General features: G+C 58.9%; 19 protein-coding genes. 15 read left to right on the forward strand and 4 right to left on the reverse strand.

What is annotated here, in order from left to right; translation table 11 throughout:
* The first annotated feature begins 56 nt into the window (after positions 1–56).
* The 6 genes from traA to BSG20_RS19155 all read left to right on the forward strand — a co-directional run bounded on the left by traA (position 57) and on the right by BSG20_RS19155 (position 7401).
* A complete protein-coding gene (gene traA, locus BSG20_RS19130) occupies positions 57–3590 on the forward strand; it encodes a Ti-type conjugative transfer relaxase TraA (RefSeq protein ID WP_072377156.1) in 3534 nt (1177 codons plus the stop codon).
* An 8-nt stretch (positions 3591–3598) separates the two neighbouring features.
* On the forward strand, positions 3599–4366 hold the full coding sequence (locus tag BSG20_RS19135) for a DUF6118 family protein (protein WP_072377158.1): 768 nt from the start codon (positions 3599–3601) through the stop codon (positions 4364–4366).
* Between the two features lie 300 nt (positions 4367–4666).
* A complete protein-coding gene (locus BSG20_RS19140) occupies positions 4667–5113 on the forward strand; it encodes a hypothetical protein (RefSeq protein WP_072377160.1) in 447 nt (148 codons plus the stop codon).
* Positions 5114–5276: 163 nt separating this feature from the next.
* The gene (locus BSG20_RS19145; RefSeq protein ID WP_072377162.1) at positions 5277–5885 is read left to right on the forward strand and encodes a hypothetical protein; all 609 of its coding nucleotides are present in this window, start codon (positions 5277–5279) and stop codon (positions 5883–5885) included.
* 173 nt (positions 5886–6058) lie between these two features.
* On the forward strand, positions 6059–6529 hold the full coding sequence (locus tag BSG20_RS19150) for a transposase (protein WP_072377164.1): 471 nt from the start codon (positions 6059–6061) through the stop codon (positions 6527–6529).
* Positions 6530–6789: 260 nt separating this feature from the next.
* Positions 6790–7401: a hypothetical protein gene (locus tag BSG20_RS19155; RefSeq protein ID WP_072377286.1), complete on the forward strand. Its 612-nt coding sequence runs from the start codon at positions 6790–6792 to the stop codon at positions 7399–7401.
* A gap of 321 nt (positions 7402–7722) precedes the next feature.
* Here BSG20_RS19155 and pglB read toward each other — a convergent pair whose 3' ends face one another.
* A complete protein-coding gene (gene pglB, locus BSG20_RS19160; protein WP_072377166.1) occupies positions 7723–9024 on the reverse strand; it encodes a polygalacturonase PglB in 1302 nt (433 codons plus the stop codon).
* A gap of 216 nt (positions 9025–9240) precedes the next feature.
* Between pglB and BSG20_RS19165 the strand changes: the two genes are divergently transcribed.
* The 3 genes from BSG20_RS19165 (at position 9241) to BSG20_RS19175 (ending at position 12247) form a co-directional block, all read left to right on the forward strand.
* Positions 9241–10482: an ABC transporter substrate-binding protein gene (locus BSG20_RS19165; RefSeq protein WP_072377168.1), complete on the forward strand. Its 1242-nt coding sequence runs from the start codon at positions 9241–9243 to the stop codon at positions 10480–10482.
* Between the two features lie 101 nt (positions 10483–10583).
* The gene (locus tag BSG20_RS19170; protein ID WP_244541348.1) at positions 10584–11432 is read left to right on the forward strand and encodes a carbohydrate ABC transporter permease; all 849 of its coding nucleotides are present in this window, start codon (positions 10584–10586) and stop codon (positions 11430–11432) included.
* Complete coding sequence (locus tag BSG20_RS19175) at positions 11429–12247, forward strand: carbohydrate ABC transporter permease (RefSeq protein ID WP_072377172.1); 819 nt, start codon at positions 11429–11431, stop codon at positions 12245–12247. Before BSG20_RS19170 ends, BSG20_RS19175 begins: the two co-directional genes overlap by 4 nt.
* A 110-nt stretch (positions 12248–12357) precedes the next feature.
* Here BSG20_RS19175 and BSG20_RS19180 read toward each other — a convergent pair whose 3' ends face one another.
* A complete protein-coding gene (locus tag BSG20_RS19180; RefSeq protein WP_072377174.1) occupies positions 12358–14100 on the reverse strand; it encodes a GH116 family glycosyl hydrolase in 1743 nt (580 codons plus the stop codon).
* Positions 14097–15101, reverse strand: a complete 1005-nt coding sequence (locus BSG20_RS19185) for an ROK family protein (protein ID WP_177309858.1) — start codon at positions 15099–15101, stop codon at positions 14097–14099. The genes BSG20_RS19180 and BSG20_RS19185 overlap by 4 nt, the downstream gene beginning before the upstream one ends.
* A 154-nt stretch (positions 15102–15255) precedes the next feature.
* Between BSG20_RS19185 and BSG20_RS19190 the strand changes: the two genes are divergently transcribed.
* A complete protein-coding gene (locus tag BSG20_RS19190; protein WP_072377176.1) occupies positions 15256–16458 on the forward strand; it encodes an ROK family transcriptional regulator in 1203 nt (400 codons plus the stop codon).
* A 227-nt stretch (positions 16459–16685) separates the two neighbouring features.
* Complete coding sequence (locus BSG20_RS19195) at positions 16686–17801, forward strand: ABC transporter ATP-binding protein (RefSeq protein WP_072377178.1); 1116 nt, start codon at positions 16686–16688, stop codon at positions 17799–17801.
* Positions 17802–17986: 185 nt separating this feature from the next.
* Here BSG20_RS19195 and BSG20_RS19200 read toward each other — a convergent pair whose 3' ends face one another.
* Positions 17987–18478 (reverse strand): Lrp/AsnC family transcriptional regulator, encoded by a 492-nt coding sequence (locus tag BSG20_RS19200; RefSeq protein WP_072377180.1) that lies wholly within the window; start codon positions 18476–18478, stop codon positions 17987–17989.
* A 163-nt stretch (positions 18479–18641) separates the two neighbouring features.
* Here BSG20_RS19200 and BSG20_RS19205 point away from each other — a divergent pair, with 163 nt between their 5' ends.
* Genes BSG20_RS19205 through BSG20_RS19220 form a run of 4 tightly spaced genes read left to right on the forward strand, consistent with a single transcriptional unit; the run spans position 18642 to position 21680 of the window.
* Entirely contained in the window at positions 18642–19421 is a 780-nt protein-coding gene (locus BSG20_RS19205) for an ABC transporter ATP-binding protein (RefSeq protein WP_072377290.1), read from the forward strand.
* Between the two features lie 47 nt (positions 19422–19468).
* Positions 19469–20242, forward strand: coding sequence for a transporter substrate-binding domain-containing protein (locus BSG20_RS19210; RefSeq protein ID WP_072377182.1), 774 nt, complete (start codon positions 19469–19471; stop codon positions 20240–20242).
* A 12-nt stretch (positions 20243–20254) separates the two neighbouring features.
* On the forward strand, positions 20255–20980 hold the full coding sequence (locus BSG20_RS19215) for an ABC transporter permease (protein WP_072377184.1): 726 nt from the start codon (positions 20255–20257) through the stop codon (positions 20978–20980).
* Between the two features lie 10 nt (positions 20981–20990).
* Entirely contained in the window at positions 20991–21680 is a 690-nt protein-coding gene (locus BSG20_RS19220; protein ID WP_072377186.1) for an ABC transporter permease, read from the forward strand.
* Positions 21681–21749: the final 69 nt, after the last annotated feature.

Below are 21749 nucleotides of genomic sequence, written 5' to 3' on the forward strand. Positions count from 1 at the left end.
TACGGGTTGTTGCACAACCCTTGCGCCGCTGACGCGGTCGAAAGAGGTCGAGAGCATTGGCCATATTCTATTGCCAGATGACGCCCATCTCCCGCTCCTCCGGCCGCAGTGCGGTTGCCGCCGCCGCTTATCGTGCCGCAGAAAAGCTGACGAACGCGTGCGACGGGCTCGTGCATGACTACCGCAAACGCCAAGGCATCGATCATTCTGAGATCGTGTTGCCGGAGGGCATCGAGGCGGAATGGGCGTACAACCGATCGGCGTTGTGGAACACCGTCGAGAAGCGCGAGTTCCGCAAGGATAGCCGCGTGGCCCGCGAATTCGTGCTGGCGCTTCCGCATGAGTTGTCGGAGGAGAAGCGGCTTGGGCTGACGCGAGCCTTCGCGCAGGACCTCGCCAATCGTTACGGGGCAGCAGTGGATTTTGCCATCCATGCGCCGCATCCAATGGGCGACGTCCGTAATCATCATGCGCATATCCTGATGACGACGCGGCAGGTGACGGCGGGGGGGCTTGGCGGCAAAACCTATCTGGAGCTTGCCAACAAGGAGCTGCTGCCCTGCGGTCTGCCGACGACGCAGATGCAACTGGTCGATATCCGACGTTCCTGGGAGCATATGGTGAACCGCGAACTGGCGATCGCCGGCCTCGATATCCGCATCGACCATCGGTCGCATGCCGAACGCGGGCTTGAGATTGAGCCAACGGAGCATATGGGTGTCAGGGCGACGAACGTGCAGCGGCGCGGCGGGCCGGTGGAGCGGGCGCGGATCGACAGCGGGGCCGCGCGGCGGAACGCCGAGCTCATCCGCGCTAAGCCGGAGCAGATCCTCACTCTGTTGACGCATGAGAAGAGCGTTTTTGATCGTCATGATGTCGCGCGGATCCTGCATCGTTTCATCAGTGATGATGTGCAGGCATTCCAGAACGCATTTGCGGCCGTGATGGCGTCGCCGGCACTGGTTGAGCTTCAGGCGGAGAAGCGGCATGGCTCGGAAGTCTCCGAGCTTGCCCGCTACACGACGCGGGAGCTTTTCGAGCTTGAAGTGGCGCTGGCCAGAACCGCAGTCGGGCTTGCGGAGACGCAGACCCACCGGGTCGATCGTCATCATGTGAAACAGGCGATCGAACGGCAGGACATGGCCATTCGCAGGAGCGTCGCCAGCGATACTGGCGGCAAGGTCGAGCGCGGCGAGATGGATGTCGGCGAGCGTCAGCGGCAGGTTCAGGCGGCGCGGCTATCGGACGAGCAGCGGCATGCGATCGAATATATCACCGGCCCGGAGCGCATCTCGGTGGTTGTCGGCTTCGCCGGTGCGGGCAAATCCACGATGCTTGCCGCTGCGCGCGAGGCCTGGGAGGCGCAGGGTTACACGGTTCATGGCGCCGCCTTGTCGGGCAAGGCGACCGAAGGTCTGGAGGAATCCTCCGGGATCACGAGCCGCACATTGGCGTCCTGGGATCTGCGCTGGCATTCGCCTGGCGGGGAGGCGGGTCGCGACCAGCTCCACCGCAACGACGTATTCGTCATCGATGAGGCCGGCATGGTCGGAAGCCGCCAGCTTTCGCGTTTCGTTGATGAGGCGCAGGCGCGTGGCGCGAAGATCGTGCTTGTCGGCGATCACGAGCAGCTGCAGGCGATTTCGTCCGGCGCGCCCTTCCGGGCGATTGCCGAGCAGGTCGGTCATGCGGATCTATCGGAGATTCGCCGCCAGCGCTCAGACTGGCAGCGGCAGGCCTCCGTCGCCTTTGCTACGCATCGGACGAGGGAGGGGCTTGCCAACTACCGTGGGCATGGCGCAATCCGATTCAGCGACGGCATCGAGGAGGCACGTGCGAGGCTTGTGCGCGATTACCTTGCCGATCGCGATCAGCATCGCGACGACAGCCGCGTGGCAATGGCTCACCGGCGCGCCGATGTCCGTGCTATCAACGAGGCGATCAGGACGACGCTACAGGAACGCGGAGCGCTGGCGAAAGGCGAAGAGGAGAACGGCGCCGACCGACCGGCGCGCGAGATCAGCTATCAGACGAAGGACGGCATGCGGTCGTTTGCGGCAGGCGATCGGATCGTGTTCCTCCAGAACGATCGCGATCTCGGCGTCAAAAATGGGATGCTGGGAACTGTCTCGGCCGTCGAGCCAAACGCGATACATGTGAAGATCGACGGCAAAGTGCTTGAAGCGGGAATGGAAGCTCGTTCCGTCTCCATACCGGTCAATGCTTACCAGTCCTTTGATCATGGCTACGCCACGACGATTCACAAGAACCAGGGCGCGACGGTCGACCGCGCCTTCGTGCTCGCCTCAAGGACCATGAACCGGCATCTCACCTATGTGGCGATGACGCGCCACAGGGATGACGTGAGCCTCTATGCCTCCCGTGACGAGTTCACCGACCGGCGGGGTGGCCGCCTAATCGCGCACGGCAGGGCGCCTTTCGAGCACAAGCCGAACAGCCGCGACAGCTATTACGTGACGCTGGAAAACGACCGCGGCCGCACGCACACGATCTGGGGTGTCGATCTCGAACGGGCGATGAAGGATGCGACGCCCGCGCCCAAAATCGGTGCCAGGATTGGCCTTGAGCATGCCGGTTCAAAGATGGTGCGGCTGCCCGATGGCACGACCGCAGAGCGGAACATCTGGAAGGTTCGTAGTGCGGAGGAGCTCGCTTATGGACAACTGTCGGAACGGCTTTCGCGGTCCGGCGCCAAGGAGAGCGTCATCGACTATGTGAAGGACTTCGCGGAGCGGCGCGGCGTTGCAGAGCATTTCGGTGTTCGCAGCGAAATCGATCTGCCATCGGCGCCTCAGCAGGCGCGGGGGAGCGGCTCTCTTTCGCCGGACCATGGACGCATTGGTCGACAGCGGTCAACAGAGGCCGGGACGCGACATCGCGGGATGTTCGATGGCTTGAAGCTCGGACCGGGCGCAGCGGTCCGGCAGAGCGCAGAAAGAGAAGAGGGTGGCGAAAGATCACCTGTCGTGGAGCAGAGGGTCGGCGAGGAGAGGCAATCCCAGTGCTTGCGACCACCATCCGATATCGAGTGGGCCGTCGATCGCTACGCGCGGACCTTCGCTGCAGCAGATCGAAACCTGCTGGCGGGTCTGCCGATGCTCGAAACGCAGAAGCAGGAACTGCAGCACGCAGGCCGCGAACTCGACCACCTTCGGCCGGGAGCGGCGGCGCTGATGGCGTCGGCCCTCCAGCATGACCCCGAAACATTGCGGGCGATGACCGAGTTCTCCGGCCGGCAACGCGCCGGTCACCTCATCGACGGCATGGAGCGCGAACGTGCCGCGCTCGCCGACCCGGACATTCGCGCCGATCGCTTCGTGCAGCGATGGCGGGAGCTGCAGCAGGAGCGACGGGAACGTCACGGTTGGCAGCATGGGGCTGCGCGCGACAAGGTTGAAGCCTTGATGCGGGGCATGGCCAAGGGTCTCGAAGGGGACCCGCAGGTCGAACTCATTCTTCGCAACCGAAGCCGGGAACTTGGCATCAGCCATGTCAGCCGCGAGCAGATCATCACCCGCGAGATCGAGCAAAGCCTGTCGCGCGGGCGCGGCCAGGAGCGCGAACGATAGGAGGCAGCATGACGCATGAAACGCCGCAGTTCGAGCGGCGACAGCAGGAGGATGGTGATCCGGCACAGGCATTCGACGCCCTGCGGCTGACCGTCGAGACGTTGGTGCGTGAGCTTGGCAGTGAAATGACCATCATTCGAAAGGGCGTGGAAACGGCGTTCGAGGAGTTCGAGCGATTTCAGCAGCCTGCCGACTACGGCCCCGACCTCGGCCGCATCGTCCAGCAGCTCGGCATTGTTGCGGAACGCCTCGATACCATCGAGAAGTCGCCAGCGCTGAGAAACGGTGTGGATCATCATGCGCGGGTGCTTGAGAGTGTCGCTGATCGGGTTTTGGCGAATGCCGGCCGGATGCTCGACGCAAGAGGCGGCGATCTCGAGCACATCTCGGCAGAGCTTGGCCACTATATCAGGAGCGTCCGGGATCGGCGCTCGCAGAATTGGCGGATATTGGGCGCAGGCGCAGCCGGCCTGCTGCTCGGTAGCCTCGTTGTGCTGTTTGCGCCGCGCATGCTGCCCGGGCCCGTCGATGTCAGCCTCGCCGCAATCATCATGAATGCCGATCGCTGGAATGGCGGAATCTCGCTGATGCGGTCCGGAAGCCCGGAAGACTGGAGCAATCTTGTTGCGGCGAGCAACCTCGTGCGGGCCAATCAGGAGGCATTGGCCGTCTGTGCGGAGACTGCCGCCCGAGCGATGAAAGATCAGAGCTGCGCGATCAATGTTTCGGCGCCGGCGCAGCACAGATCGGCATCCCATTTAGGGGCGCGCGATTGACGACGACCAACACGTCACGTGCGACAGCAGCGCCTGCACCACTCATCGTCGGTGCCCTGGCGTTTCGACAAGCGTAACGAACCTGAGATGTCTTCTCGCAAGCCGCTGTGTGCCTGGCGGTAAATTGCGGGGCTCCCGATTGATATCGTTTCAAAACCAGCAGCGGTGCAGTTCTTCGACCTTTCCCATGATCGTCAGTATCTGGCTTTCGCAGGTGGGCAGTCAGCGATGCGTAGCACTTGTCTTGACACCGCCTTTCACTAGGTCGAAAGGTGGCTTGACTACAGAGGGAGATAGCTGATGGCTGACGAGAATAATCCAGACTTGATTGCTGAAGTTGTCAAGAACGATGCCCCGGTAAAAACGCCCGCGTCGTCCAAGAAGCAGCGTGCACCACGGCGTCAAAAGACGGCTGTCGTACCGGTTCAATCTTCAAAGGCGACGAGTGCGAAGACCCCGACTGTAAAACCCGGGAAGCGTGGCGAACAAGATAGAGCAGGGAAGCTCAAGTCGATCGCGACGAAAGTCACTGAAGGCGCGAGCACGCTCAACTCCACCATCAAGAGTGCCGGAAGGAAGAAGGCTGCGAAGCATATTGAACAAACGGCAAAGTCGTCTGTTCTGGCAATCGATGAGATGGCAGATCTTGTTCAACTCGAAGAGGAGAACCAGAGGCTTCGAAGAACGCTGGCGGAAAAGTTGCGTAAGGAGAATTCCGAGCTACGCAAGCGGCTTGGACTCGATTAACCAGCCAGTGGGGCAGGTGGCCGGGTCGTGAGAACGACCTCGGGCACTGCATTTTCGGCAGGAAAATTCACCGCGTTCACCTCGTGAGCCGGCGGCGGAACGACGCATCAGGTTGTTGGAAGCTGCAGCGGCATTGCGGTGCAGTTTGCAAGGTTGAAACACGATGAAATCACCATGGAAATATCTTGTTGGCTTCGGGTCGCGGCGACGACAGGCAGAAGCACAAGAGAGCTCGATTGGGGATGATCCGGTCTCCGAGGCTTTCGACAGCGAAATCGAACACCTGTCGGTGCTGCCTTCGAATTCAAGGGAAGCGTCCGGCAAACCTGAGCACAATGGGGACGTCCCAGTTGATCAAATGGCGACGGCTTCAAATGAAGCTGAGGGCGATCTCGATGTCGCACGAGCTGTACTGCCATCAGCCAGTGTTGAGGAACTTCGCATATCGAACAGTGATCAGGCCGATCATCCAGGTGCTGAAGCGCATGCGTTCGTGCAGGGAAGTGAGACACGCGTACTGTCTCCACGAGTACCGCGAAACAAGCGTCCAGAACGCCCGAAGCGAACCCGCGTCCGGGAGGCCACGCAGAGCGCCGTTGACATAAACGAAGATCAAAGCGCTCAATCCTTGACTTTCAAGGAGCCTAGCCTCTTCGATGAAGTGGCGGGCCTCGATGAGGAAATCAAGCAGATGAAAAGGCTATTGGCTCAAAAGCTCTATTTGCAGAACCTTCAGCTTAAGAAGATGCTTGAGCGGTTTGATGTGTCGTGAGCCTGCCTTCACCGCGCTTTTTCGATTGGCGCAAGGTGCAGGTGCTGTTGGCTGAGCTTTTGGACACGAGAGACATATTGGCTTGAAGGTTTCCCTGGCGAACTTTGGGTGGGGCTTCATTGACTCTTTGGTTCACTGGGATGAAAAGAAACGTCTTAACGAGGGAGTTGTTGATGGCTGACGAGAGTGAAACCGGACCTATTGCTGTAATGGCGGACACTGATGGCGAGGTGAAAATACCGGCGCCCAAAAAAGAACGATCGCCACGTGGCCAGAAAACAGCTGCGCAATCGCCTCACGAAGCCACCCAAGCCCCGGCTCCAAAGGCGCCAGCAGCCAAGCCAAGGAAGCACACTGACAAGGAAAAAATCGAGAAGCTGAAGCTAATCGAGATGCAAGCCTCCGGGGGCAGCGGTACGCTCAAGGACGCCATCAAAAAAGCCGGCATTTCGGAGCAGACGTACTATCTGTGGAAACGAGCCGCTAAGCCTGTCCAGCAACCCGAGCAGAAGTCAGTTGCCGCTGTCGATGCGTTCGAGGATCTCGTTCAACTCGAAGAGGAGAACCTTAAGCTTCGCAAGGCGCTGGCTGCAAAGTTGCGGACGGAAAACGCTGAATTGCGCAAGCGTCTCGGGTTAGACTGAGGTTGGTTTGGATTGCTACCGCGCTTTGTGTCGTTGCTGGAGCGCTGGCTTGAAAATGATGGGTCTTTCAACCTCTACAACATTTGGGCTTGGCGGGGTCTTACAATGACGGCCCCTGCGAGGCCGTCATTCCGTAAGGGCTTTTGCGTAGCCCCACCCTTCTTGAATGATCCTGCCTGGTTCTGTATTCGGCAGAAGGCAGGGCTTTAAGGGGCGCTAGTCGGCGCCGGTCGTGCGATATGCTCGGGACACTAGACAATATGAAAACAAGACAACGCCAGTTCGTGGTAGAGATCAAGGGAGGACGACGACTGCCGAAGGCGCAGGCGGCATCAATTTGGGGCGGCACGGACCTCAAAGCGTTGACCCGCGAGGTGGAAGACGGGGCACCGCATCTGTTTTCGTCGGCTGAAGCGCCGCACACGCAGGTCGCAGCGGAAGGCCGGCCTACCCAGCTCCATACAGATTCGGTTTCTGGACATGTCAGGGACGCTGACGGCAGGGCCCAAGGTATGCCTTCAGCTGCAAGGATTGGCGCTGAAGGGACACCGTCACAGAAGGCCGAGGATGCGAACAAGGTCGGTGTTGCACAGATGCCCGCGAGCGGGGATGCATTGGAGCCACAACCAACATCGAAGAAAGCCGATGGAAAATCTCGAACACGCAAGCCGGCTCGTGAGACTGGCCGCATGAAGAGGGGCAAGACGACGGATTCGCGTGAGAAATCCGAAGCCATTCAGAGTTCGATCTCCCTTGATGAGGTGATTGCCCTTGATGCTGAGAACAGACGGCTCAAGCGGTTATGGGCAGAGCATCTTCTTCGGCAGAACCTGCAACTCAAGAGGATGCTTGGGCGGTTTGGTGTCGTTTAGAGCGCATAAGTAACAACAAGCGTAAGTAAGAGTTGACGTTTGAACATGCGCTCGGAGTCCTGGCTATTTCGTGACTTCCGCTGCCTCGAACCGAGAACCACGTGTTGCGAGTTTCGCCCATGAGACTGGGCTTTAGGCTTCACGACCTGCGTCGATATTCGGCCACCAAAGCTGAGGCCGGTCGACCTGACCAACGCTTACGCACCGCCGAACCATCGCAATGTCGCGGGCAAGGTTTTGGCGTCCAGCGTCGCCGATCCTGCGAGGCTCAGATGTCACGGGATGAGATACCGAGATAAGGCATCGAAGGGTTCGCCGCCATCAATCCTCCACGACAGATGTCAGCTTACTCCATCCGGTCGGCAACGATGCAGGACGCTGAATGTCGATATCGTCTAGCGTCAGCTTTGTGACCTTGTGTGCAAAGAATGTCGGCATCCCGCCGGGATAGTCGAAAAGCCCGACTATCTTTCCGTCGGCGCCACGCAGCCACGCGTTGCCGCGCCCCACCACATTCTCCGGAGGTGTCAGATCGGCGTTGGTCGGGCGAAGATCGTATTGTCTGGCCGTTCCCAACGGACCTTCGTCCATTTTCAGATGCACATTTCGAAGCGTGACCCCATGGATGCCTCCGGCTTTTTCGGCAAAGAGGTTAATCGCGCCATGGCAGCGGCCGGTGATGTTCTCCACCCGCACGTTTCGAACGATTCCCGCTGGCAATTCCGGGCGACGGTCGAGCTGGGTGATCGTCAACGGCTCACCCGAGCCCCAGAAGCCGTCGGGAGTCTCGTGGCAGTCGACCTCTATATCCGAAAAGACAACATCTTCGATCACTCCGCCATCACGGGAGAAAATGCCGAGGCCGCGGTTTGATTCCTGAATTTTGGAACGCGTAAAACGAACATCGCGGATATCGCCAAAACTCTCGGTACCTATTTTCAATGCGCAACTCTTACTCTCAACGATGCAATCTGCGACTTCTATCTTCTCGCAGCGTCCGATGCCCATTTCACTTCGGCTCGTCTTCAGGCAGATTCCGTCGTCGGCAGTGCGGATGACGACATGGTTCACGGCAACGTTGCTGCAGCTGTCGATGACAATCCCGTCCGTGTTCGGGAGTTGGCGATTGTTGAAGACTTTGGTGTTCTTGAGGGTCACATCGTGGCAGCGGACGAGGTGAACCGTCCACATAGGAGAGTCCTCGATAGTAAAGCCTTCGAGCCTGACATTGTTGCAATCCTCGAACACAAGGACTCTCGGGCGCTTCTCGCTCGGTGTGAAGGTGCCGACCGTTTCATCGAAGCCGGTACTGAAAGCGTGGCCTGAGGCAACGATCTTTCCCTCGCCGACGATCGCGATATCACGCGCACCATGCGCCACGATATAAGCACGGTTGGACCCTTCCGCGATCACGCTCACCGAATTTCCGCTGTAAAGCTCATAGTCAGGCACGAATTCGAGTATCGCCCCCTCGGGAATCAACAGCGTTACGCCACTGGCAAGCCGGATCGGCCCCATGAGGTGCCGTCCTGCCTGCAGCAGAAGAGTTCCGCCGCCGGCGGCAGCCAACCTGTCGATGAATTGCTGCAGATCAGTGCCATTTGCTTCGACGGAAATGTCCATTTCGTCTCCTTTCGCTTTGCCAACATTTAAGGCGCACGATTTTATTCGTCAACAGGACGAACTAAGTGCCATCAGTCGACTTGTTTATGTTGACACCATCGAAAACTCGTATTTAATTCGTCATGGTTACGAACAAACAATCGGCTTCAAGGGAGCGAAACGGTAGGCCGATTGTTGGCAGAGTTCTAAAAATGAGGAGCCAAAAAGGGGAACCCTATGAAACCGCTCAAGACATTGATGATGGCAGCAACTGCCATGGCGATGACGATTTCGCTTGCAGCAGCATCCGAGCTAAAGATCGTCTGGTACGTCGACAACGATCAGGAAGAGGCGAACACGCGCGCCCTGCTCGACCAGTACACGAAACTGCACCCCGACACGACCTTCGACCTTGAGATCACTCCTTATGATGGGATGATCCAAAAATTCCAGCAGTACGCGGCCTCCGGCATCATGCCGGATTTGTCACTCACGTCTTCCATGGAGCCAGTCATTCGTCCCTTCCTCGTCGATCTCAACAAAGAGATCGGGCCCGAATGGATCAATGACTTTGTCAAGGGTTGGGGCGATGGTGCCAAACTCGGCGACAAGGTGATCGCCGCACCGCTCCGAGTGACCTCGACCGGCGTCTTCTTGAACGTCGACGCTTTCAAGAAGGCGGGCGTTGCGATCCCAGATCAGGCGACCGGCTGGACCTGGGATGAATTTATTCCGAAGATCAAGGAAGTCGCCGAAAAGTCCGGCACGCGCTATCCGCTGGTCTGGGACGTTTCGGCAAGCCGCTGGATCGTCCACGAGTATCAATACGGCAACCATATCTATACCGAGAAAGAACCGGTGAAGGTCGTCATGGACGAGGCAGCGTGGACGACCACGCTCGACAAGTTCATCGACATCACCAAGGCTGCCATGCCGCCCGGCCTGTGGTCCGGTGCAAGCTCGGACAACCCGAAGGAACTTTTCACCGCCGGTCAGGCTGTAGCCTATATGTCGGGAAGCTGGCAGATCGCCGGATTGGCGGACAATGCACATTTTGCATGGCAAGCCGGACCGACACCGCGCGGCACCGTGGCGTCGTCGATCTATGGCGGTGACTATCTCGTCGCCTTCAATACTAGTCAGCATCTTCCGGAAGCGGTCGAATTCATAAAGTGGATCACCTCACCGGAAATCCAGGCGCAGTACGCCAAGACCTTCGGCACGATTCCAGCAAGTCTGAAAGCGCCGGCTGTCAAGTATGACAATCCGGCAGCGACCGAAGCGATCAAGGCGATGCAGAACGAACTGAACGCCAGCCCGGCTTATGCGGCAACCGACCAGGCCTGGCCGCAGATGCAAGCCGTCTGGGGCACCGTAAAGACGGCTGTCACTCAGGCCGTCGCCGGACAGATCTCCTCCGCAGAGGCCATTTCACAGATCAAGAAGGCGGCCGACGCCTCACTTGAGGCCAGCAAGTGACTGCGGTCATGATAGAAGAAGGCAGTTCGGCATTGGGTCCTCACCCAGTGCCGAAAGGCCGTCGAGTCGGTCTGGGGAGCCTCGGTTGGCCATATTTGCTCATGCTGCCGACGATGGTTCTCCTCATCACATTCACGCTCTATCCGTTGGTCCAAGGCCTGCTCATGGCCTTTTTCAAGCGCGGAGTGGTCGTCGTTCCACAGGTGCCGAATACCCTGCCGCAATATGTGGGGTTTGAAAACTTCATCGGGCTTCTCAGTAACGGCGATCTCCAGAATTCGCTTCTTAAGACCGTCCTCTTCGTCGTCATCGCCGTTCCGCTTAACATCGTTGTCTCGCTGTCGCTGGCACTTCTTCTGGCACCGCAGACCAAGCTGTTCGCCCTCGTCCGCACGGTCGTCTTCTTTCCTTCCATGATCAGTCTGCTGATCATCGGCGTTGCCTGGCGGTGGCTCTTCGGTCTCAACAACGGCTTGGTCAACTACCTGCTTTCACTGGCTGGCATCGCCCCGATCCCCTGGCTGGAGCAGGACACGATGGCACAAGTGGCGATGGTCATAGCCTGGGTGTGGGCGCAAGCCGGCTTCAACATGATGATCTTTATCGCCGGTCTAACCGCAATTTCCAGCGACTATTACGAGGCCGCGTCAATCGACGGCACCAGCAAGTGGCGGCAGTTCACACACATTACGCTTCCGCTTCTCAAGCCAACGCTGGCAGTCGTTTTGGTGTTGTCTTCGATTGAGGCCTTCAAAGTCTACGAGCTGGTCGTATCGCTGACTGGAGGTGGCCCGGGCAAGGCGACGGTCTATCTCATTCAGACGATTTATGACACCGCCTTTCAAAAGCCGATGCAGGCAGGCGTCGCCGCCGCGCAATCGATGGTTCTGTTCATCATTCTCCTGCTTCTGACCGTCTTCCAGCTGCGTGTATCGCGGGGTGAAAAATGACGCGGATCTACTCTCCCTGGCGACTGGCCTTCGTTGCCCTCACCCTGTTTGTCTTTTTGATGCCGCCGGTCTGGCTCTTCCTTTCGTCGCTGAAGTCGCAACAGGAGATTTTCCAGTGGCCGCCGACCATTTTCCCGGCTCAGCCGACGCTTCAGAACTTCATTGATACCGTGTCACGCGCGAAGTTCCTGATTTTCTTCCGTAACTCGGCCGTCGTATCCGTGCTCTCGGCGCTCCTTTCCGTCACCATCAGCGTCATGGCCGGTTATGCGCTGGCGAAATTCAGGTTCAAGGGCGATACGCTCTTCTTCCTGCTCATCATGTCGTCGCTGATGGTGCCGCTGCAGATCGTCATGATCCCCGTCTTTCTGGTACTGCGCGATCTCAACCTTCTTGATACACTTGCAGGTATCATCATCGCGCCGGCAGCGACGCCCACCGGGGTCTTCCTGATGCGGCAGTACATCACCAACATTCCCGACAGCCTTCTCGAGGCAGCACGCCTCGACGGGACGCCGGAGTGGCGCATTCTCTGGCGGATCATCGTGCCGCTTGCCATACCTGCGATCGGCACGCTGCTCGCCTTCAATCTCGTATGGCGCTGGAATGATTATCTCTGGCCATTCCTGATCATCAGCGATCAGGACAAATGGACCGTCCAGGTTGCGCTTGCAAATACGGTCGGGCGTTTTGGCATCAACTGGCCACGGCTATTGTCCATGTCCGTGCTTTCTGTGTTGCCCGTCCTTGTAATGTTCACCGCCCTGCAACGGATGCTGATGAGCGGTTTGATGGCGGGCGCGACGAAGGAATAGGGCAGGGCCTGCGTTGAACTCAAGAGCCGCCTTCGGGGCGGCTTTTTTGCGTCGATGATTCGGCAGGTGGCAAAAAAGAGGCCGCCTGATGGCGGCCAGTCGGGGAAAACTCAGCGGATCGTCGCCGGCAGCTTGTCCTTATAGGCAAGAGCGGCGGCGGCCGGCATGCTGCTCCAACCCTGTAACAGCGAACCGCGTCCCCAAGGTGGCGAGAAGTATTCAACCGCTCCCATCCAGCCATTCTCGAGGCAGGTCTTCCACCAGCGCAAGAGCGGGTAGTCCGCCTCGCCCAGCCCATAGGCGAGGCGCTGCTCCGCGTAGAGACCCGAGAGGTACGGCCAGTCCGAACCATTATGGTAGCGGTACGCAAAATAAGATTTTTCGCGCGTGTCCTTTGGGCGCTTGAACGGTGGGAAGGCGCAAAGCACGCCCCAATCGCCATAGGGCTGCTCGCTGTTGTTGCGGCTTTCCAGGGTCTCCTGCACCCGGGTGAGCACGGCTTTCGCCCTCTCCGGCGATACTGCATCGAAACGAAGGAGCGTAAGGCTATCCAGCGTCAGGTGATCTTCGACGAAATCCGTCTTCGTTCCGTAGTCTGCGTAGGTGCCGCTCGGTTGCAACAGCGCCTCGTCCAGCGAAGCGCGCGCTTTTTTCGCCACGGCGGCCGCGTCGAAGGCGACCGACGGGTCAACCAAGCCGCCATGCTGCGCAATGACGTCGAGCGCTCCAATCCACAGGCCGAGATCATAGGCAACGTATCCATGGCGGTAGACGTTGTCGGCCCAATCACGGTCGTGGCGCGGCTTTACTGGCAAGCCGTTTCCAGTCTCGTCGAACCCGCAATAGCGGTTGAAGATCGTTAGCACCTTGCTCCAGTGAAGAGACAGCGGAGAACTGTCGCCGGTTGCGCGGATATAGTCGCCGATCGTCAGAATAAAGAACAGCGGGCTATCGAAGTGATCACTCCACCAGTCGCCGGATCGCAGGTGCTCCTCTTTGATCCGCGGATCCGACTGCCGCACCTTTTCCCATTCCTCGGCTTGGGCCGGCCCTGTCAGAATGACGCCGCTCGGAGCCTCTCCGTTCGGCTGGATACCACGCGCGAGAAGATCGATCTGAGCCCGTACTGCTTCTGGTTCACGCTCAAGCAGCGCCTGAAGCGTCCAATAGCCATCACGATAATAGGTTCGTGCTGGCGCGCTATAGGCCTGACCTGCCGCAAGGCCGGCAAAGTTGCCGTGCTCATCCTGCCGGATGCTGGAAAGGGCCGCATGCAGGCTCTGCGAGATCATGCTGCGCATCAGCGGGGCAGCCTCTGGCATCGCATCGCAACGGGTCACATAGGCATTCGCCTCGGCGATCAGCGTTGCCTGGTCCAGATCAAACGCCCTCTGAGCTTCATCGAGTGTCGCGCCAGCGGTCACGAATATCCCGTCGGGTCTTTGTTCCGCGATCACGACGCCCCAGCCGGTACGGGCAATCCTGCGATCGCGCAGCCGTTCGACCCGTTCTCGCTTTGCCAGGCTGCCCCACCAGGCGCAGCGCCGGGCAGGGATCAGGGTCCGTAGCGTCGCACCTTTCAAGAAGAGTGCAGGCGCCGATTGCGCCACATAGAGCCCTCCGCCGTCCGTCTCCACACGGTTCGGAGCATAGGTGAAGGGTGCGTTCCAGCCGGTAAAGGTGAGATTTGCCAGCCTGCCGGAGCCCCACAGAGAAAGCTCGATCTTGCCTTCAGGTCGGCAATCGCCTTGCAGGCGCGGAGCCATGAAGGGCACGAGGACGGGCTCCACGGTCCGAAGTTGTCCGTCGGTGAGGGGTGTCAGAACTTGGGGTTTCGCTTGCGGTGCTGTCATCGAGCGACCTCCTGTTGTCCACTATTCTCGAGACTTGCAAGGTTGCTCAGGCCGAGCATGAGAGCCCCGAGCATACCGGCTTCCGGTCCGATTCCGGTGGCCTCTATCTGCGCGGCAAACGGCAGCAATGCAGACATATGCCGTGTCACGGCCTCGACAAATTCCGTACGTGAGCCGATGCCGCCACCCAGTACGATAAGGGCGGGATCAAAGAGAGCCTGCACCGAGGCTATGCCAAGCGAAGCCGATTTTGCGAGCGTCTCGATGACAGCGGCAGCATCCGGTTCTCCCACCGCCGCGCGGGCGAAAATCTCACTGACTGGCACGGTCCCATCGCGATACAAACCGCGCACCGCAGGCGAATCGACCTGGTCCTCAAACAGACCGGCCCGGGCCTGCGGCGCAGCTTGATGCGGATCGGCGCCTAGCGGCAACAAGCCAAGTTCGCCCGCCCGCCCGTGACAACCGCGGAAAAGCGCTCCACCAACGACAAGCCCCATGCCGACACCGGTTCCGAAAGCGATGAATGCGAGGGAATCGCGGTTGCGCCCCTTGCCAAGAGTGGCCTCCGCAAAAGCCGCAAGATTCACGTCGTTTTCCACCACGACAGGACAGGGCAGGTTCCGCGCGAGAAGTCGGGCGAGGGGGCGATCGGCGGGAATAGCCAGGTGCGGTGAAAGCGAAGCAAGCCCCGTCGACGGCGAGACCGCGCTCGGTATGCCGACAACTGTCTTGCGCAAAGGGCCCTGATCGCGATGGCGCTGCAGTAGGGATAAAACCATGCGCGGAATCTGCGCGAGGACAGGGGCATCGGCACCGTGCTCGGTCGGCTCTTCGACCGTTGCCAGAATCCGCCCCTGAAGATCGGCAAGGCCCGCAAGGACTTTCGTGCCACCCAGGTCCACGCCGGCAACGACACCCTGAACCGCACTTGCCCCGTCTGCCCGATGGCTGCGATCTGCCTGTCGCAAGCCGTACGCAATGGTTGAAATATTTGACAAACCTAGTCCTTTGCGATATTTGTTCGGCAGGTTGACGAATTTATTATTGCCGCGCCCCTGAACTGTCAACAAGCAGTTTGAAATCCGCGGGCTTTCATGGAAAAAGCAAGCACCAGTGCAACGATGAAGACGGATCTGGCGAGATAGCTCGAATATGGCATTAACCGAAAACGCGCCGCCCGTATTGCGGCAGATCTCCGTTCGCGCTGTCATGGATGTTCTGCTTCACGCCGGCCCCACTTCGCGCGCGGAACTTTCCAAGATCACCGGCCTTTCCAAGCAGACGATGTCCGAGGTCATCCGGACGCTGGAGGAGGGTGGCTGGGTTCGAGAAAAAGGGGTTACCAGCGGCCGCATCGGCCGCACTGCCATTACCTATGAGGTCAATGGCGACGCCGGCTACGCCGTCGGTGTCGACATGGGCGCGACGACAACGCGCATCGTTCTTGGCAATATTGTCGGAAATGTTGTTCATGAAATCGACTTTCCGTCCGACTGCCGTGGCGGCTATCACCTGATCGATCAGGCCGAGGCAATGCTCTCGAAACTGCTTGCGGATATGGGCATCGCCCGGAAGCTTATGCTCGTGACGGCGATAGCGACACCCGGTGTCGTTGATCCAGCCACGGGTGCGCTCTCCATGGCGCCGAACCTAGCCGATATCGGCGGCATCGATATCGGCAGGACGCTGAGCGAAAGACTTGGCTGTCCCGTCGTGCTTGAAAACGATGTTAATGCAGCGGTGATAGGCGAGTCCTGGCAGGGATGCGCGACAGCGATCGATACGGTCGCTTTCATATCGCTGGGGACAGGTATCGGACTGGGCGTGCTGCAGGATGGCAAGCTGATGCGCGGCGCAAGCGGAGCCGCCGGTGAAATCTCCTATATGCCGTTTGGCGCAGATCCCTATGCTGAAGAAAGCCTTGAACGCGGCGCCCTGGAATGCGCGATCGCGGCTCGGGGGATCAGCGACCTCTATGCTCGTTCCGGCGGTGCCAAGGACACCTCTGTACGTGACATTCTGGCACTTGCCGACAAGGCCGATCCGCTCGCGATGGACGTCATTGGCAAAGCGTCCGACATCGCCGCACTTCTTGTTGTGTCCGTCAATGCAATCGTGGATCCGAAGGCCGTCGTTCTGGGTGGTAGCATTGGCCGCCATCCACTGATCGTCGAGCGTGTTCGGCAGGGTATTGCAAAAGCGAGTCGTCGCACCATCGATGTCAAAGCCAGTGTTCTTGGCGGCCGTGCGACCCTCCTGGGAGCGCTTGCCATCGGTCTGAACCACGTTCACAATCTGCTTTTCTCCCCTCAGACCCTGCCGGAGCTGCGACGCCTACCGCCGCCGCCGCTTTAATCCTCAGGCCAATCTCCGCCTGGAGCGCGACCAACCGGGCATATTTTGCACGAGAATATCCCTGCGCTTTTAGAGAGCGCGCTGACCAGCTTTCGGAGAAAATTACGTTCGTCATCTTGACGAACTAATTGGTTCCACGCAAACTGCGGTCAATTTTGAGGGAGGGCATCCGACAAATCGGCGTGCCTATGCCTGCCTCCAGATGGTTGCATTGAAGGAAGAGTTTCATGGCCGGTCTCCAATTGAACGACATCAAGAAGAGCTTCGGCCATCATGCCATCCTTCATGGTATCGACCTCGATGTACGCGAGGGTGAGTTCGTTGTGCTCGTTGGCCCTTCCGGTTGCGGTAAGTCGACATTGCTTCGGCTTATCGCCGGTCTTGAAAGCGCCAGCTCCGGTCAGATCATCATTGGCAACGACGACGTCACGATGGCGCCCCCAGGCGATCGCGGGATTGCGATGGTGTTTCAATCCTATGCCTTGTACCCGCACATGACGGTTGCGAAGAACCTTTCCTTCGGGCTCGAGAACCTCAAGATGAGTCGCGCAGAGATCGATCAGCGGGTGATGGAAGCGGCAAGGATGCTGGCGATCGAGCCTCTCCTCGATCGACGCCCTAAGCAGCTCTCGGGCGGTCAACGGCAGCGGGTGGCTATCGGCCGCGCGATCGTCAGGAATCCCAAACTGTTCTTGTTCGATGAACCGTTGTCCAATCTAGATGCTGCGCTTCGCGTGCAGACGCGCGGCGAGATCAGCCGCCTGCACAAGCGGCTGGGCGCGACGATGGTCTATGTGACGCACGACCAAATTGAGGCCATGACGATGGCGGATCGCATCGTCGTCCTGAATGCCGGTCACGTCGAACAGATCGGCACCCCACTGGAACTATTCGAGGCGCCGGCCAACAAGTTCGTTGCGGGCTTCATCGGCTCGCCGCAGATGAACTTTTTCGAGGGCACGCTGCTTTGCTCGGGACCGGGTGGCGTCGCGGTGGAAGTGCCGGGCTTCGAGGTCGTAAATTTGCCTGTCGAAGCTGCAAATGCGGTGCCTGGACAAGCCGTTATCCTAGGCGTGCGGCCGAGCCATTTTCGACTTGCCACGGATGGCGTGGCAAACGGGCTTGCGGTCCGTTTCAACGTCGACTACGCCGAGAGTATTGGAACCGACACCTATGTCTACGGCAAGCTCGAAGGAAGCGAGACTGCGACGATCGCCCATTTGTCGGACCACGTCGCAATCGAAGATCACTCGTCCCTCGCGCTGGTTGTCCAGCCTCAACGGGTTCATCTTTTTGATTCAGAAAGCAGCGTCAATCTGAACAGGACGACTTTTGACGGTTGATGCTCCGCCGCGATGTCGCAGGACCACGTGGCGATTGTGGCCTTTCACTGTTGTGGCGCTCAAATCAACAGGACGTCTGGTCGGAAAATCAAAATCAACCAACCCGCAGCAATACGTAGGGCGCAGTCTCAAGGCTTGATGCGTGATGGCCATTGGCCGAAGACCGATCGCGAATTGCCCTTCTCTCATGCCTTCCCATCGGAATGATCGCCGGCGTTCAGCGGCACGAACAATCCGAGTTTAACATCCCTCAACACTACATTGGTGTGCATGCGGCGGATCTGGGGATTTTCCTTCATGATCAAGGCGGCGATGTCGTCGTAGTGTTCGACGTCCCGGGCCGTGATGATCGCGATCAAATCCACGGCTCCGGTCACATAGTAGACCTGCTGAATATGATCCTGCTTCTCTGCCCAAAGACGGAACTTCGCCAGCGCATCGTAATTGTCCCGCTCGATCTCCATCCCGACGATAAACACCATCGATGTTCCCGTCGCCTTCCGATCGACCACGGCAACCTCAGCTCTGATGATTCCATCTTCGCGCAGGCGCTTCAATCGCCTCTGCACGGCTGAGACAGACAGTCCGACCTGTTCGGCAATGGTTTCGGCTTTAAGCTGACAGTCGCGCTGAACGATATCAAGAATGTCACGGTCGAAACGATCCAATTGTTCCATTGCTTCCAGTCCAATTCTCGCCGCGGGACATCATGTATTCTGCCGTAGTTGACGCACGAGAAAGATTATTTTGCACAAATTGTGCAAAATAGGTGAAAAATTCGCGAAAAAGCCGCGCAATTTTATCATTATCCTCCGCAATTCAATGCAGCCGGAACCCCTCATGTCAGATCAACCCTTTCTCGCTCTTCGCGTCGATGATCTTCATAAAAGCTTTGGCTCGCAAGAGGTTCTCAAGGGTGTCTCGGCGCGGGCCCATAAGTCGGATGTGATTTCGATCATCGGCTCGTCGGGCTCCGGCAAGAGCACGTTTCTCAGATGTATCAATTTTCTCGAAACGCCAGACCGTGGCCGTATTGCGGTGAACGGTGAGGAGATCGCGCTGAAGATGGGTCGGGGCGGCCGGCTGCAGCCACGCAGCTGGCGGCAGATCGAACGGCTGCGGACTGGATTGGGGATGGTCTTTCAGAGTTTCAACCTATGGGCCCATCGCACGGTCCTGGAAAATGTCATCGAGGCGCCGGTGCACGTCATGGGCATTTCGCGCCGCGAGGCCATCGAAAAGGCTGAGGCCCTGCTTCACAAGGTTGGGCTCTTTGAAAAGCGCGACACCTACCCCGCTTTCCTCTCCGGCGGTCAGCAGCAGCGCGCGGCGATTGCCAGGGCGCTATGCGTAGATCCCGCGGTCATGCTGTTCGACGAGCCGACATCGGCACTTGATCCGGAGCTCGTTGGCGAAGTCCTTAAAGTCATCCGCGATCTCGCAGAAGAAGGCCGAACAATGCTGATTGTCACGCATGAAATGCGCTTCGCGCGGGATGTATCGAACCGTGTTCTCTTTCTGCATCAGGGACGGATCGAGGAGGAAGGCCCGCCGGAGCAAATATTTGGAGCGCCCGTTAGCGCCCGCTGTCGGGAATTCACCGGCTTGCGCGCCCAATAGCGCGAACCGAGCTGTCGTCGATAACACAAACCAGGAGAATCCTGCGAATGAAACTGCTCCCCACGCTTCTCGCCGGCGCAGCGCTTGCGCTTTCCGCCATCACGGCGCAGGCAGAAGTCCGCTTCGGCGTCATGAATGAATCCTATCCGCCCTTCTTTGCCAAGGATGCCTCGGGCCATTGGCAGGGATGGGAAATCGACCTTATGGACGCTGTCTGCGAAGCAATGAAGGAGAAATGCTCGATCGTCGACATTTCATGGGATGGTCTTATTCCGGCTCTTGAGAGCAAGAAGTTCGACGTGATCTGGTCATCGATGTCGAACACCGCAGAACGCTCGAAGGTGATCGACTTCACCGACAAGTACTACAACACGCCGAGCAGCCTGATCGGTCCCAAAGACCAGAAGCCGGGCGTAACTGCCGATGACGTGCAGGGAAAGACCATTGGCATTCAGGTGTCGACGATCCAATCGGAATACTACAAGAAGTACTTTGCCAAGGTTGCAGAGGAAAAGACCTACCAAACACTCGACGAGGCTTTTCAGGACCTCGCGTCCGGCCGCATCGACTATGTCTTTGGCGATTCCCTGGCGCTTGACGCTTTCCTTAAAACCGACGGGGGCAAGGATTGCTGCGCCAGGATGGGGGACGTCACCGACGACAAGGATGTTCTCGGAGCTGGAGTTGCAGGTGGTTTGCGCAAGGACGACACGGAGCTGAAAGCCAAGTTGAATGCGGCCATCGCCGCGGTCCGTGCCAGCGGCAAATATGACGCCATCACCAAGAAATACTTCGATTTCGACATCTACGGCGCAAAGTAAGCAATCTGAACGATGGCGACCACGCAACAGAGTGTTCTGGACCTGCTATCTCCCTATCCTCCGGGATGGGGTGGAGTTCTCCTGGCAGGTGCCGCCTCCACGGTCGCCATCTCAGCATGCGCCTTCGCCGTCGGCCTGTTGCTCGGCACGGGCGGCGCGATTGGAAAGCTCTCGGGCAATCGCATCTTCCGCCTGCTGCTCGATCTCTATACCACGGTGATCCGCGCTGTTCCCGAGCTGATCCTGATCGTCGGGCTCTATTATGCGGGCACGGATGGGCTTAACCGGCTCCTGGCTGCGTTGAACCTGCCGCCAATCACTGTGAACGGTTTCATCGCAGCCGTCGCTGTCCTGGGCTTCGTGCAGGGTGCCTACATGACTGAGGTGCTGCGCGGCGCGATCCTCGCCATTCCAGCTGGCCAGATCGAGGCTGCCAAGGCCTTCGGCATGGGACCCGTGTTGAGGTTTCGCCGCGTCTTGCTGCCGGCGCTTTTGCCAAACGCGCTGCCAGGTCTTGCCAATTTGTGGATGTCAATCACAAAGGACAGTGCGCTGGTCGCGGTCGTCGGCTACCAGGAACTGGCGCTCGCCACCCGTCTTGCCGGGGCAAGCACCAAACATTACTTCGTCTTTTTCCTTGCCTCAGCCCTTCTTTACCTCGCCATCACGCTCGCCTCCAATGTCGCCTTTAAACTGGTAGAGGGGCGGGTACGGCAGGGACAACCACGCCTTGTCTGAAGAAAGCGCTATGAGTTTCACCTGGATCTCTTCCTACTTTCCGCTGCTTCTGACGGGCGCCTGGCAGACTGTTTCGTTGCTGGCGATCTCCGTGGTGTTCGGGTTCATCATTGCCATAGGTCTCGCCTTCGCGCAGGTCAGCGGCGGCAGAGTTGCGCGGCTCTTCGCCCGCAGCTACTGCACCTTTTTCCGCGGCACGCCGTTGCTGATACAGCTATGGCTCCTCTACTATGGGATCGGCTCGCTATTGCCCATGGTCCCCGGCATCCGCCAAAGCCTTTTCTGGCCAATCTTGCGCGAGGGCTTCTTCTTCGCAGCCGTAAGTTTTACGCTGAACTATGCCGCCTATGAGGCGGAGGTGTTGCGCGGTGCACTGCTTGCCGTTCCCAAAGGCGAGCTCGAAGCCGGCCGAGCCTTTGGCCTGTCGCCCTGGACGCTCACCCGCCGCATCTGGCTGCCGCGCGCTATCCGGATCGCCCTGCCAACCATAGCGGGAGAGATCGTCATGCAGCTCAAGGCGACGCCGCTCGCTTTTACGGTTACGGTGATGGATCTCTACGCCGTGGCAAACAAGGTTCGACAGGACACGCTGCTCGTCTACGAACCGTTGCTCGTCGTCACCCTCTTCTATCTCGCTCTGACCGCATTGATCTCCCGCGTCTTTCGAGTTGTCGAAGGGCAGGTGCCGGTTCGACGTTAGGTCACACGAAAAGGCACTGGCCCTGATCCCTTGCGCGCCGACGCGAACCACGCACACCTCACTCACTTT

It is taken from the genome of Rhizobium tibeticum (assembly GCF_900110205.1).
In the GTDB taxonomy this organism is placed as follows: domain Bacteria; phylum Pseudomonadota; class Alphaproteobacteria; order Rhizobiales; family Rhizobiaceae; genus Rhizobium; species Rhizobium tibeticum.